Source organism: Streptomyces crystallinus (assembly GCF_039521265.1).
GTDB classification, from domain to species: domain Bacteria; phylum Actinomycetota; class Actinomycetes; order Streptomycetales; family Streptomycetaceae; genus Streptomyces; species Streptomyces crystallinus.
The window spans coordinates 18,630-32,205 of record NZ_BAAACA010000016.1 but is presented as its reverse complement, the minus strand read 5'-3'; the positions used below and the strand labels follow the sequence as shown (position 1 = coordinate 32,205).

Sequence of the window (13,576 nt, the reverse complement as noted above, 5' to 3'; positions counted from 1 at the left end):
CCCGCCACCTGCGACGACGCCCTTCGCCGCGCCTGCTTGCCCCCCTCCGCTCAGTCCTTCTGGAGGATGGCGAAGCTCGCCCCTTGGTCATCGGCGAGGACCGCCATGCGCCCGTACGGGAGGTCGACCGGGTCGGCCGTCACCCGGCCGCCCAGCTCCACACAGGCCGCGGCGGTGGCGTCGCAGTCGCCGACCGCGAAGTAGACCAGGAAGTGGTCGGGCATCTCGGCAGGGAAGGCGTCCCCCAGGAGAGCGCGGCCGCCGAAGGCCGTGTCGGGGCCGGGCTCGGCGCCGGCGGGCGACCAGGTGCGGAAGTCGCCGTCGGTCTCCTCCACGTCCCGGCCCTCGAAGCCGAAGACCGCCTCGTAGAAGCGGTCGGCCTGGGCGGCGTCCCTCGTGTACACCTCGGTCCAGCAGAAGGCGCCGGGCTCGCCCGTCTTCTCGAAGCCCGTGTGCGCGGCGGCCTGCCAGAGGCCGAAGACCGCGCCTCCGGGGTCGGTGGCCACCGCCGTCGTCCCGTACGGAGGAACCTCCATCGGGTCCCCGAGGAGGTTCCCGCCCGCCGCCCTGATCCGTACGGCGAGGGCCGCCGCGTCCGGGGTGGCGAAGTAGACCCCCCAGGCGGTGGGCATCCGGCCGTCCCGCTTGGGGACGAGGCCCGCGACGCGCTTTCCCGCGCTGAAGGCGTTCGTATAGTGCCCGTACCTCTCCTCGGCGTCCTCGTCGAAGGTCCAGCCCATCAGCGCGCCGTAGAACCGCTTGCCCGCCGCGAGGTCGGGCAGCGTCACATCGGCCCAGCACGGCGCGCCTTCCGGAAATCCGCCCATGAGCCTGGTTCCTTCCCTGGTGGCCCCGCCCGGGGTGCGGTGTGGGGCGCGGGTGCCGCTACGCGGCGAAGGTAGCGGCCCGGTCCGCGCCTCGCAGCGGAACAAATCGAACAAATGATCCTCTTTGCCCCTACTGTAGGCGCCCGCGCCCTTTTCCCGCACGGGTTGTCCACAGAGCGTGTCCACAGGCTGTTGATAACACCATTCGAGTGGCGGACGGACGATCGAGGCGGGGCGGCCAGGCGGCCAGGACGGGGGCGGCCGGGCGCTTCCCGCGCGCCCGTCAACCCCCGGCCCCCATTTGCAGTCGGCCGAATCGCGCTCCGATCACCCCTCGGTAAGCTGACGGCATGACAGGACAAGTACGCACCGTCGACGGCCGCGTGGCCGGCCGACGCGGCCAGGCGACGCGGCAGAAGCTGCTCGACTGCCTCAGCGAGATGCTCAGCTCCTCGCCGTACCGGGACGTGAAAGTCATCGATGTGGCGCGGAAGGCGGGCACTTCACCCGCGACCTTCTACCAGTACTTCCCCGACGTCGAGGGCGCCGTCCTGGAGATCGCGGAGGAAATGGCCAAGGAGGGCGCGGCGTTGACCTCCCTGGTGGAGGGCCGCTCCTGGGTCGGCAAGGCCGGCTGGCAGACGGCGGAGGAACTGGTCGAGGGCTTCCTCGACTTCTGGCGCAAGAACGACGCGATCCTGCGCGTGGTGGACCTGGGTGCCGCCGAGGGCGACAAGCGGTTCTACAAGATCCGCATGAAGATCCTCAACTCCGTCAACAACTCCCTTACGGACGCGGTGAAGGAACTCCAGTCCAAGGGCAAGGTCGACAAGGACATCAGCCCGGCGGCGATGGCGGGCTCGATCGTCGCGATGCTCGCGGCCGTGGCCTCGCACCAGAAGGGCTTCCAGACCTGGGGCGTCAAGCAGGCCGAGCTGAAGCCGAACCTGGCGCTCCTCGTCCACCTGGGCATCACGGGCAAGAAGCCGACGAAGTAGCCGCGGCGGCGGCACACGGGTCAGACCGCGTCCGCGCCGGGGCGAGCGCCCCCGCGCCCGCGCGGTGAGCGCCGGGGCACGCGCCCTCAAGTCCTGTCACGCCGACGGTGGTTCACCAAGGTGAGCCCCGTCGGCGTTCCCGTCCCCCGGCCCGTTTCCCGGCCCGCTCCCCGGCCCGTTCGCCGGCCCGCTCCCCGGCCCGTCCGCCCGCCCCGGCCTCGGCTCCAGCCGGAAGAGCCGGATCTCGCGCTCGACACGGGCCTGGTACGCGGCGTACGGCGGCCAGAAGTCCAGCGCAGCCCGCCAGGCCGCCGCCCGCTCCTGCCCCGTAAGCAGCCGGGCCCGGACCGGCATGTCCCGCCCCTTCCAGCTGATCTCGGCGTCCGGGTGGGCCAGCAGGTTGCCCGTCCAGGCGGGGTGGCCCGGGCGCCCGAAGTTCGACCCGATGAGCAGCCAGGTCCCGCCGTCCTCCGGCATACAGGCGAGCGGGGTCCGCCGCGCGAGCCCCGACCTGGCCCCGCGCGCGGTGAGCACGACCCCCGGCAGCATCCGGGCGCTGGGCAGCACCCTGCCCCGGGTGAGCCGGTGCACGGCCCGGTCGAGGGCCGGGACGACGTGCGGGGCGACCTTCGCGAACGCGCGCGTGGCGGACACCTTCTGCACGAAGCGCACACCGCGCGGGGTGGCGCTCACCGCGGGGCCGCCGCACCGGGCGTACGCAGCAGCCCGGCCCGCTGCGCCGCGCGGGCCCGCAACGCCGCCACCGGCCCGAAGAGCAGCTCGTCGGAGGCGGCCCGCTTGAAGTACAGATGCGCCTCGTGCTCCCAGGTGAACCCGATGCCCCCGTGCAGCTGGACGGCCTCGGCCGCGGTGCACCGCAGCGCCTCCAGCCCCTGTGCGAGGGCGAGCCCTCCGGCGTCCGGGTCCCAGACCGCGTAGTAGGCGGCGGAACGGGCGGCCTGCACCTGTACGTAACGGTCGGCGAGCCGGTGCTTGACGGCCTGGAAGGACCCGACGGGCCGCCCGAACTGCTCGCGCTCCTTGACGTACGCGACGGTCCGCTCCAGCGCGTGCGCGGCGGCGCCGACGGCTTCGGTGGCGAGGGTGGTGGCGGCGGTGAGACCGACGCCGACGAGGGCATCGAACAGACCGCTACCACCATCGACCAACTCCCCTTCCACCTCGCGCAGTTGCAGCCGCCCCTGGGTGCGGGTCGCGTCGAGGGTGGTGTGCCGGGTCCGGCGAACCCCCTCGGCGTCTCCCCGTACGAGGAAGAGGCGGATCCGGCTGTCGGTGAAGCCGCCGGTGTGGGCGGCGACGAGGAGGAGGTCGGCGCGGTGCCCGTCGAGGACCTGGGCGACCTCGCCGTACAGCCGCCAGCGCCCCTCGGCGAACCGCGCCTGCACACCCCCGGCGCGCCCACCTCCCGCCCACCCCCCGTCGGCGTTGTCGCCGGTCAGCCCGAGGGCGAGGCTCAGCGCGGGCCCCGGCACGGCGAGGGCGGCAGTGAGCTCGCCACGGCTCAGCGGAGGAAGGTACGCACCCTTCTGCGACTCGGTGCCGAGGGCGAGCAGGAGGGGGATGGCGAGGGCGGCGGTGGCGAGGAGCGGCGACGGCAGGAGGGCGCGCCCGGTCTCCTCGGCGGCGAGGGCGAGCTCGGCACTCCCACAGCCGACCCCGCCGTACACCTCCGGCACCGCGAGCCCCGGCAGCCCCAGCTCGACGGCGACCTGCCGCCACAGGGCGCGGTCGTACCCCGCCCCGGTCAGCACGGCGGCCTTGACGTCGTCCGGCCCGCAGCGCTTGGCGAGGAGGGTACGGAGGGTACGGCGGATCTCGTGCTGCTCTGGGGTGAGATCGGGGTCCATGAGCGGCTTCTCCTCCCGGTGGGCGGGGCGACTCGGCGGATCTGACGGTACATCAGATCCACTGGCCCCGCCCCCTGCCCTGCATCTCGGGGACGGCAGGCCCGGGGGCGCCCTTCCTGAGCCATACCCCCGGCCGGGTCCTGGAGTTCCTCGACTTCTAGGCCCACGGGAAGGTGACGACCGGCGCCGAGAGCGACTCCGCCTTGCGCAGTTCCGCCTCGGTGCAGGGCCGCACCTGATGGGGCGGGGCACTCCATTCGAGGCCGCCACCGGGCGGCCGGAGGTATACCGATCCCTCGTACTCGGCCACGACCTCGCCGATGGCGTCCGTGCCCGCGTCCACCGCGAATCGCCTGCTGCTCATGTCGCCTCGCCGTTCTTCCGTACGTCGGGTGACGATCATTTCGCCGGACGACGACGCTCCACAGGGACGCAACGTCCCAGTCTCGGCACGCTAACCGGCCACGCCCAAGAACTCGGCGAGCCTGCGCAGACCCGGGGGGCGCGCCGATGACTCCCACAGATCACCGACGATGGCCACCGCGAGCGTGTGGTGCCGCATCCATGCCGGGGCCACCCGGCGTAGGGACTCCAGTGCGCGAACAGCCCCCGCCGCGTCCCCCACGTCCGTGTGCGCACGCGCCACGTCCAGCAGGAGCCAGGTGCGCCAGGAAGGCGGGACCTCCTTGCCGAGCCGCATCCCCTTGGCCAGGGCCAGCGCCTCCTCCGGGCGGCCGTGCTGAACAGCGAGCCGTACGCGCTCGATCCGGACCGAGGACCGGCTGAAGACCGAGACCAGCTTGCCGTCCGGAGTGGGGGCAAGCGTCGCCAGGCGGTCGGCCGCCCTCTCCGCCGTCTTCATCATCGTGTCGGCTGTGGCGTAATCGTCGTTCCGCGCGTGACTGGTCGCCGCCGACATCAGCAGGCCGCCCCACACCCGGATCCCTCCAGCGGTGTGAACGTGCTCCCTCTCGACCGCGTCCGCCGCGTGCACGGCGAGGTGCTGCGCGTCATCCAGCCGGTTCTGGCGCTGGTAGGCCCAGGCGACGGAGTTGGACACCATGGCGGGCAACAGGGGGTCGGCGGAACGCCCGGCGGCCTCCATGGCGCGCTCCAGAGCCGACAGCGCGAGGTCCGACTTGCCCAGGCGGATCGCGAGATGCCCACCGAGCTGCAAGGCCTTGCCCAGCGCGGCCTGCCCGGCGGCCCGCTGCTCGGGGGTGCCCACAGCGGCGGCGAGCCGGGCATCGGCGATGATGCCGGGCAGGACCTCCATGAGGCGCCCGAACCCGGCATCGTGGTAGAGCGTCCACCCTTCGGCCAGCTCCGCCCGCAGGAGCGGCAGGGAAAGCCGCTCGGCCGCACTCGGCTCCGTCGGCGGGGCAAAGAGCGGCGGCATGATCGCGCGGCGTACGGCGACCAGGGCCGGAGGGTCCGCCTCGCCGGTGGAGGGCACTCCGGGTGGATCGCCCAGCAGGCTGGTGAGCTCCACCCCGAGCCCCCTGGACAGCGCGTGGAGCGTGGGCAGACGGGCGCTGTGCTTGCGCTTCTGCTCCAGTTTGCGCACGACGTCCACGGACACCCCGGAACGCTCCGCCAGCCCTTCCTGAGTCAGCTCGGCGAGGCGACGCAGACGACTCAGCCGGTCGCCCAAGTGCTCAGAGGCCATGGCCCTACGCTACGCCCGTGCCCCGCGCACGCGGGGCGATCCACACGCCGGGGCCTCCCAACCACCCTGCACGGGACGGACTTTCACCCGGGGTCGGGACGGCGGCAGCTTATCTGATGTACCGTCAGATCCATGGCAGCCCCCGCCCCCGCGCGTCCCCGCCGCGTAGCCATCCTCGGCACCGCCCTCTCCGACACCGGCCGGGTCGGGGACGCCACGCCGTACGCGCTGCACGCCCAGGCCGCCCGTAGGGCGCTCGCCGACTCCGGGCTCGATCGGAGCGTGGTCGACGGGTTCGGGTCCGCCGGGCTCGGGACGCTCGCGCCCGTCGAGGTCGCCGAGTATCTGGGGCTCAAGCCGACCTGGGCCGACTCCACCGGCGTCGGCGGCGCCACCTGGGAGGTGATGGCCGCGCACGCCGTGGACGCCATCGCCGCCGGGCACGCCGACGCCGTACTCCTCGTCTACGGGTCCACCGCCCGCGCCGACATCAAGGCCGGGCGCAGGACGTCGAACCTGTCGTTCGGCGGGCGCGGCCCCCTCCAGTTCGAGGTCCCGTACGGGCACACGCTCGTCGCGAAGTACGCCATGGCCGCCCGCCGCCACATGCACGAGTACGGCACCACCGTCGAGCAGCTCGCGGAGATCGCCGTACAGGCGCGCGCCAACGCCGCCACGAACCCCGCCGCGATGTTCCGCGACCCCATCACCGTCGACGACGTCCTGTCGGGGCCGATGATCGCCGACCCCTTCACCAAGCTGCACTGCTGCATCCGCTCCGACGGGGGCTGCGCGGTGCTGCTCGCTGCGGAGGAGTACGTGGCGGACGCCGCCAAGCCGCCCGTCTGGGTGCTCGGTTCGGGCACGGCCGTGTCCCACACCACGATGTCGGAGTGGGACGACTTCACCGTCTCGCCCGCCGCCGTGTCCGGCCGCCTCGCCTTCGAGCGCGCCGGGGTGCGCCCCGCCGACATCGACCTCGCGGAGATCTACGACGCCTTCACGTACATGACCCTGGTCACCCTCGAAGACCTCGGGTTCTGCGGGAAGGGGGAAGGGGGCGCGTTCGTCGGGAAGGGGCGGCTGCTGACCGGCGGCGAGCTGCCCGTGAACACCGACGGCGGGGGGCTCTCCGCCTGCCATCCGGGGATGCGGGGGCTGTTCCTCCTCGTCGAGGCGGTACGGCAGTTGCGCGGCGAGGCGGGGCCCGGCCAGGTCCGCAAGGCCGACGGCCGCCTCCCCGAGCTCGCCGTCGCGTCCGGCACCGGTGGCTGGTTCTGCTCGTCCGGGACGGTGGTGCTGGGGCGGGGGTAAAACCGTTGGCCGCTCGGCCCCGGGCAGCCCGACCATCGCGACCATCGCCCCATGGGGACGAGCACGGGGACGTCGAGTACGCCCTGACACGCGAGGAGTGGCTCGCGTGGCGCCGTCACAGCGGCGGGTGAGAATCGGCGCATGGAATTCGAGGAGTACCTGCACGGCCTGCGCGTCTGGGACGTCGAGCTGCCGCACTTCGACCCGGCGGACGCGCCCGCCGAGCCCGTCGCGCTCTTCCAGGACTGGCTGATGCACGCGGGCCGCGCCGGGCAGCCCGAGCCGCACACCATGTCGCTGGCTACGGTCGACGTGGCGGGGCGGCCGGACGTACGGACGGTGATGCTGCACGGCGCCGACGCGGCGGGGTGGCGGTTCGGCTCCCACTCCGGCAGCGCGAAGGGGCGGCAGCTGGCGGAGTGTCCGTCGGCGGCGCTCGGCTTCTACTGGCCCGCGGTGGGCCGCCAGGTGCGGGTCCGCGGCCCGGTGACCACGGCCGGGGCGTCGGCCGCCCAGGCGGACCTGCACGCGCGGTCCACGGGGGCGTTGGCGGCGGCGCTGGTGGGGCGCCAGAGCGAGGTGCTGGGATCTCTGGACGAGCTGGCGGAGGCGTCGGCGGCCGCCTGGGCCCGGGCGTCGGCCGCCCCGGACACACCGGTGCCGAGCTGGACGCTGTACGTGCTGGACCCCGTGGAGGTCGAGTTCTTCCAGGGGGACGCGCGGCGGCGGCATGTGCGGTTGCGGTACCGGCGCGGGGGCGGTGGCACGGGCTGGGAGCGGGAGCATCTTTGGCCGTAGGCCGCGTTTTGGCCGGCCCGGTCGTTGTCTGCGGCCCGGTGGCGGGCTGAGGGCGCGCCCCTTTTGGCCCGGAGTTCGTCTGCAGGCCCGTCGTGGCTGGTCGCGCAGTTCCCCGCGCCCCTTTTGGCCCGGAGTTCGTCCGCAGGTCCATCGTGGCTGGTCGCGCAGTTCCCCGCGCCCCTGGGGAGTTACGCCGCAGCCGGAGAACCCAGCTAAGCCACACACCCCCTAGGGGCGCGGGGAACTGCGCGAGCAACCCGCCACCGGGCCGCAGACAAACGCCGGGCCCAAAAGGGGCGCGGGGAACTGCGCGAGCAACCGGCCACTCACCCGCAGACAAGGACCGGGCCAGAAAGGGGCGCGGGGAACTGCGCGACCAGCCCGCCACCGGCCCTCAGACAAACACCGGGCCCAAAAAGGGGCGCGGGGAACCCGCCACCGGGCCGCGTCCGAAAGCGCTACCCCTCCGCCCGGAACACCGGTACGGAGCCGCCTCCCCCCTCCCGGAACCCCACCCGCACCCCCATCCCCACCCTCAGCGCGGCGAACTCCACCCCCACCACCTCCGTCATCATCCGAGGCCCCTCCGCCAGAGCGACCACCGCCGCCACATACGGCACCCGCCCCCCGAACGGCGGCAGGTCGTTGCGGTGGACCACCGACCAGGTGTACAGCGTGGCCCGGCCGCTCGCCCGCTCCCACTCGACGTCCTCGCTCCAGCAGAACGGGCAGAACTCGCGCGGGTAGTGGTGGGCCCGGCCGCACGCCCCGCAGCGGCGGATCAGCAGGACCCCGGACGCCGCCGCCTCCCAGTACGGGCGCGTGAACGCGTCGGTCTCCGGTGCGGACGCGTCCGGCGGCGGGGGCGTCATCAGAACCACCCGATCGCGTGGTCCAGGGACCACGTCTGCCAGGACATCGCGAACAGGGCGACCAGGGATATGAGGGCCATCATCGCGTTCTGGCCCTGCTCGGCCCAGTCGTGGATCATCAGGACCAGGTAGAGCAGGTTGAGGAGCAGGCCGCCCACCAGGGCCACCGGCGTCAGCAGGCCCGCCACCAGGCCCAGGCCGAGGGCCAGTTCCGCGTACACCACCACGTACGCCATCGTCCGGGGCCGGGGCTTCACCACGGTCTCGAAGCCGCTGCGGACCGCCTCCCAGCGGTGTTTCGCCGCCACGTCCGCCGCCCAGGCGATGCCCGTGCCGCGCTCGAACCACCCCTTCTTGTCCTTGTGGCGCCAGCTCTCCAGCCACCACAGGCCGAGGCCGATCCGCAGGACGGCGACCCACTCGGCCCCGCTGAACCCGATCGAATCCATCCAACCGACCCTTTCTGACGCACCGTCAGACTTCTCCCCGGCGCCAGTTCAGCGGACCTGCCGCCCCCGCGCAAGGGTTCGCACCACCCTCACCCGCCCCCGCACGGCCCCCGCCCGACCCCCGCCAAGGCAAACTCCGGAGCGTAATCGATTCGTAACCGATTCAGGTCTTGACCGAGACCCATCAAGTGGGAGCGTCGTTACGCTCGGTTCCCATGGCCACCAACGACCCCACTCGCCCTGTCTACGTCATCGGCGCCGGCCCCGGCGGGCTCGCCGTCGCCGCCGCGCTGCGCGGTCGGGGCGTACGGGCCGTGGTCCTGGAGAAGGCCGACGCCGTCGGGGACTCCTGGCGCCACCACTACGACCGGCTGCGGCTGCACACCACCCGGCGGCTGTCCGCGCTGCCGGGGCTCAAGATGCCGCGCTCGTTCGGGCGGTGGGTGGCCCGCGCCGACGTCGTGCGCTACCTGGAGAAGTACGCGGAGGTACACGAGCTGGAGATCGTCACCGGCGTGGAGGTCTCCCGCGTCGAGCGGGTCGAGGCCGACGGCGGCTGGCTGCTGCACGCCACCGGCGGGCGGCGGCTGACCGGGCGCGCGGTCGTGGTGGCGACCGGCTACAACCACACCCCGCACCTGCCCGAGTGGCCCGGCGCCGACGCGTACACCGGCACCCTGCTGCACGCCGGGCAGTACACGAGCCCCGCCCCGTACGCGGGCAAGGACGTACTCGTGGTCGGCGCCGGGAACACCGGCGCCGAGATCGCCGTGGACCTGGCCGAGGGCGGGGCCGGGCGGGTGCGGCTCGCCGTGCGCACCGCGCCGCACATCCTGCGCCGCTCCACCGCCGGCTGGCCCGCCCAGGCCTCCGGCATCCTGGTGCGGCGGCTGCCCGTCCCGCTGGTGGACCGGGCGGCCGGGGCGCTGGCCCGCGTCAGCGTGCCCGATCTCGCCGACAAGGGGCTGCCCCGGCCGGAGAAGGGCCTCTACGCGCGCGTACGCGGAGGGGCCATCCCCGTACAGGACGTGGGCCTGATCGCGGCCGTGCAGTCGGGGCGCGTCGAGCCCGTCGCGGCGGTCGGCTCCTTCGAGGGCGCCAAGGTGGTGCTGGCCGACGGCACCCGTATCTCACCGGAGGTCGTGGTGGCGGCCACCGGGTACCGGCGGGCGCTGGAGGGCCTGGTCGGCCACCTCGGCGTACTCGACGGGCGGGGCCGGCCCACCGCCCACGGCGGCCGGTCCGCGCCCGGGACTCCCGGCCTCTACTTCACCGGGTTCACCAACCCCATCAGCGGCATGCTCCGGGAGCTCGCCATCGACGCCCGGAAGATCGCCAAGGCGGTCGCGGCCTCCTGAGGCCGCCCCAGACCACACCGTCGCCCTCTGGGAGCCGCACCCCGGTCAGCGCGCCCTCCGGGCCGCCCCCCCCAGCCACGCCGACATCCCGCTCACCCCCCTCCAACCCCACCCGCGTACGCCGTAGTTGGCGCAATGGTGACGGGTAGGCGCCCCCCGGGCGGGTACGGGATCCGTACTCGGCCGGACCTCCGCACCTCCCGGAGCCTTCGGTGAGCCTTTTGCCCGCACGACGGTTCCTGACTGGTCGTCAGGTCTGTAATCTGACTGTGCGTCAGTTACCAGCCAGTCGCGTCACCAGCCAGTTGCGCAAGAGCCATGTTGGCCATCGACCAGGAGCGGGCGGAACGATGCTTGGATCGACTCACGGCACCCTCACGACCGACCTCCGCGCACGGGTGGTCGCCTGCGGCGAGCAGCCCCGGCCCGGCGCCGTCCACGGCACGGCCGCCGCCGAGGGCGATCTGGACGTCAGCGGCCGGCCCCTGTACGCGCCCGTGCCCGACCTCGACCGGTTCTTCAAGCCCGAGTCGCTGGCCGTCGTCGGCGCCTCCGATGCCGAGGGCCGCCCCAACACCGGGATCACCCGCCAGCTGATCGCCTGGGCCGAGCGGGTCGGCGCGCGCGTCCACCCCGTGCACCCCACCCGCGACACCGTCTTCGGCCTGCCCTGCGCCACCTCCGTCACCCAGCTGCCCGAGCAGGTGGACCTGGCGGTGCTCCTGGTCGCCGATCCGCTGCCGCTGATCGAGGAACTCGCCGAGGCCAAGGTGAAGTTCGCGGTCGCCTTCGCGTCCGGCTTCGCCGAGACCGGCGAGGACGGCGCGGCCGCACAGCAGCGGCTGGCCGCCGCCGTGGAGCGCTCCGGGATGCGGCTGCTCGGCCCCAACACCAACCTCAACGCCTTCGAGCGCTTCCGGGACGACCTGGAGGGGCCCGCGATCGCCCTGATCACCCAGTCCGGCCACCAGGGCCGCCCGCTGTTCGCCCTCCAGGAGCTGGGCGTGCGCCTGTCGCACTGGGCGCCCACCGGCAACGAGGCCGATCTGGAGAGCGCCGACTTCATCGCGTACTTCGCCGAGCGCCCCGAGGTCGGCGCCATCGCCTGCTATCTGGAGGGGCTCAAGGACGGGCGCTCCTTCCTGCTCGCCGCCGACCGGGCGGCGCGGGCGCGGGTGCCGGTGGTGGCCGTCAAGGTCGGCCGCACCGAGACCGGGGCGCGCACCGCCGCCTCCCACACCGGCAAGCTGACCGGCGCGGACCAGGTGGTCGACGCGGCGATGCGGCAGTACGGGGTGATCCGCGTCGACGGGCTCGACGAGCTCCAGGACACCTCGGCCCTGCTGGCGCGGGCCCGCCCGCCGGTGGCCGACGGGGTGGTCGTCTACTCGATCTCCGGCGGCACCGGCGCCCACTTCGCGGACCTCGCCACGGCGGCCGGGCTGACCCTGCCCACCCTCTCCGACGCCAAGCAGACCGAGCTGCACCAGTGGATCCCGCCGTATCTGAACGTGGCCAACCCGGTGGACAACGGTGGCCACCCGGTGGGCGACTGGCGCGGCCGGAAGATCATCGACGCGATCCTCGACGACCCCTCGGTGGGCGTGCTGATCTGCCCCATCACCGGGCCCTTCCCGCCCATGAGCGACAGGCTGGCGCGGGACCTGGTGGAGGCGGCCGAGCGGAGCGACAAGCTGGTGTGCGTGGTGTGGGGGTCGCCGGTCGGCACCGAGGCCGCCTACCGCGAGACGCTGCTCGGCTCCTCGCGCGTCGCCACCTTCCGTACGTTCGCCAACTGCATAGGCGCCGTCCGCGCCTACCTCTCCCACCACCGCTTCACCTCCTCCTACCGCTCCCCCTTCGACGAGGCGCCCCGCGTGCCCTCGCCCTCCTTCCGCAAGGCCCTGGCGCTGATGCGGCCGGGCCGGCAGCTGAGCGAGCACGCCGCCAAGCAGCTGCTGCGGGCGTACGGGATCCGGGTGCCGCGCGAGCAGCTGGTGACCAGCGCGGCCGCCGCCGTGCGGGCGGCGGGCCAGGTGGGCTACCCGGTGGTGATGAAGGCCTCGGGCACCCGGCTCGCCCACAAGACCGAACTGGGCCTGGTGAAGGTCGGGTTGACCTCCGCCAGCCAGGTGCGCGACGCCTACCGCGAGCTCACCGACATCGCCCGGTACGAGGGCGTCGAGCTGGACGGCGTGCTGGTGTGCCAGATGGTGGCGCGCGGGGTGGAGATGGTCGTCGGCGTCACCCATGACGCGCTCTTCGGCCCGACCGTGACCGTGGGCCTCGGCGGGGTCCTGGTGGAGGTCCTGGGCGACGCGGCCGTACGCGTACCGCCGTTCGGCGAGGACCAGGCCCGCGCCATGCTCGACGAGCTGCGCGGCCGGGCGCTCCTGGAAGGTGTACGGGGCGGGCCGCCGGTCGACGTGGACGCGCTGGTGGAAGTGGTGCTGCGGGTCCAGCGGATGGCCCTGGAGCTGGGCGGGGAGATCTCGGAGCTGGACATCAACCCGCTGATGGTGCTGCCGCGCGGGCAGGGCGCGGTGGCGCTGGACGCCCTGGTGGTGTGCTCATGAGCGAGGACCCCCGCCCGCTCACCGAGACCGTCCGGCACACCACCGACGCCGGAGTCTCGTGGATCACGCTCGACCGGCCGGCGGCGATGAACGCCGTGACCTGGGAGCAGCGGGAGCGGATCATCGCGCTGCTGGACGGGGCGAGCGCCGACCCGGCCGTACGGGCCGTCGTGCTCACCGCGACCGGCAAGGGCTTCTGCGCGGGCGCGGACCTGCGGGGTGCGGTGGTGTCCGGGGAGCGGGTCGCCGGGGACGTGGCGCGCACCATCCGCCTCGGCGCCCAGCGGCTGATCGCCGCCGTGCTCGACTGCGAGAAGCCGGTGATCGCCGCCGTCAACGGCACGGCGGCGGGCATCGGCGCGCATCTCGCGTTCGCCTGCGACCTGGTGCTGGCCGCCGAGTCGGCCCGGTTCATCGAGGTCTTCGTACGGCGCGGGCTCGTCCCGGACGGCGGGGGCGCGTATCTGCTGCCCCGGCTGGTGGGGCCGCAGCGCGCCAAGGAGCTGATGTTCTTCGGGGACGCGCTGGCGGCGGCGGACGCCGAGCGGCTCGGCCTGGTCAACCGGGTGGTGCCGGACGACGAACTGCCCGCCGTGGCGCGGCAGTGGGCGCAGCGGCTGGCGGCCGGCCCGACCCGTTCGCTCGCCCTGGCCAAACAGCTGGTCAACGCCTCTCTGGACGGCGACCGCACGGCCGCCTTCGCCGCCGAGGCGGCCGCCCAGGAGATCAACATGACCACCCAGGACGCCCAGGAGGGCGTGGCGAGCTTCGTGGAGCGCAGGACGCCGAAGTACCGGGGGCTGTGAGGGTTCCTATCTGACGAACCGTCAGGTTCAATGGGCGATGT

At 73.6% G+C, this 13,576-nt stretch carries 12 protein-coding genes and 1 pseudogene; 6 read left to right on the top strand and 7 right to left on the bottom strand.

Features of this window, described 5'->3' with window-relative positions:
* Positions 1-50: 50 nt before the first annotated feature.
* Positions 51-827 carry an AfsK-binding protein KbpA gene (kbpA, locus tag ABD236_RS16305; protein WP_344074422.1) on the bottom strand — a complete coding sequence of 259 codons (777 nt, stop codon included), beginning with the start codon at positions 825-827 and terminating at the stop codon, positions 51-53.
* A gap of 350 nt (positions 828-1,177) precedes the next feature.
* Between kbpA and ABD236_RS16300 the strand changes: the two genes are divergently transcribed.
* Entirely contained in the window at positions 1,178-1,825 is a 648-nt protein-coding gene (locus tag ABD236_RS16300; RefSeq protein WP_344074421.1) for a TetR family transcriptional regulator, read from the top strand.
* Between the two features lie 216 nt (positions 1,826-2,041).
* Here ABD236_RS16300 and ABD236_RS16295 read toward each other — a convergent pair.
* From ABD236_RS16295 to ABD236_RS16280, 4 genes and pseudogenes are all read right to left on the bottom strand, one after another.
* A pseudogene (locus ABD236_RS16295) lies at positions 2,042-2,518 on the bottom strand (nitroreductase/quinone reductase family protein); the annotation flags it as partial.
* Complete coding sequence (locus ABD236_RS16290) at positions 2,515-3,693, bottom strand: acyl-CoA dehydrogenase family protein (RefSeq protein WP_344074420.1); 1,179 nt, start codon at positions 3,691-3,693, stop codon at positions 2,515-2,517. The gene ABD236_RS16290 and the pseudogene ABD236_RS16295, both read right to left, overlap by 4 nt.
* 157 nt (positions 3,694-3,850) lie before the next feature.
* The gene (locus ABD236_RS16285; RefSeq protein WP_344074419.1) at positions 3,851-4,057 is read right to left on the bottom strand and encodes a hypothetical protein; all 207 of its coding nucleotides are present in this window, start codon (positions 4,055-4,057) and stop codon (positions 3,851-3,853) included.
* 90 nt (positions 4,058-4,147) lie between these two features.
* On the bottom strand, positions 4,148-5,362 hold the full coding sequence (locus tag ABD236_RS16280; RefSeq protein ID WP_344074418.1) for a helix-turn-helix domain-containing protein: 1,215 nt from the start codon (positions 5,360-5,362) through the stop codon (positions 4,148-4,150).
* Positions 5,363-5,494: 132 nt separating this feature from the next.
* On the opposite strand from ABD236_RS16280, the gene ABD236_RS16275 reads away from it, so the two are divergent.
* Positions 5,495-6,676, top strand: a complete 1,182-nt coding sequence (locus ABD236_RS16275; protein ID WP_344074417.1) for a thiolase C-terminal domain-containing protein — start codon at positions 5,495-5,497, stop codon at positions 6,674-6,676.
* 141 nt (positions 6,677-6,817) lie between these two features.
* Positions 6,818-7,474 (top strand): pyridoxine/pyridoxamine 5'-phosphate oxidase, encoded by a 657-nt coding sequence (locus ABD236_RS16270; protein ID WP_344074416.1) that lies wholly within the window; start codon positions 6,818-6,820, stop codon positions 7,472-7,474.
* Positions 7,475-7,932: 458 nt separating this feature from the next.
* Here the strand turns inward: ABD236_RS16270 and ABD236_RS16265 are convergent, their stop codons facing one another.
* Both ABD236_RS16265 and ABD236_RS16260 read right to left on the bottom strand, forming a co-directional pair.
* Entirely contained in the window at positions 7,933-8,346 is a 414-nt protein-coding gene (locus ABD236_RS16265; RefSeq protein WP_344074415.1) for a Zn-ribbon domain-containing OB-fold protein, read from the bottom strand.
* Positions 8,346-8,795: a DoxX family protein gene (locus ABD236_RS16260; RefSeq protein ID WP_344074414.1), complete on the bottom strand. Its 450-nt coding sequence runs from the start codon at positions 8,793-8,795 to the stop codon at positions 8,346-8,348. Before ABD236_RS16260 ends, ABD236_RS16265 begins: the two co-directional genes overlap by 1 nt.
* 215 nt (positions 8,796-9,010) lie before the next feature.
* Between ABD236_RS16260 and ABD236_RS16255 the strand changes: the two genes are divergently transcribed.
* From ABD236_RS16255 to ABD236_RS16245, 3 genes are all read left to right on the top strand, one after another.
* Complete coding sequence (locus tag ABD236_RS16255; protein ID WP_344074413.1) at positions 9,011-10,153, top strand: flavin-containing monooxygenase; 1,143 nt, start codon at positions 9,011-9,013, stop codon at positions 10,151-10,153.
* A 350-nt stretch (positions 10,154-10,503) separates the two neighbouring features.
* A complete protein-coding gene (locus ABD236_RS16250; RefSeq protein ID WP_344074412.1) occupies positions 10,504-12,729 on the top strand; it encodes an acetate--CoA ligase family protein in 2,226 nt (741 codons plus the stop codon).
* Positions 12,726-13,535, top strand: a complete 810-nt coding sequence (locus ABD236_RS16245; protein WP_344074411.1) for an enoyl-CoA hydratase/isomerase family protein — start codon at positions 12,726-12,728, stop codon at positions 13,533-13,535. The genes ABD236_RS16250 and ABD236_RS16245 overlap by 4 nt, the downstream gene beginning before the upstream one ends.
* Positions 13,536-13,576: the final 41 nt, after the last annotated feature.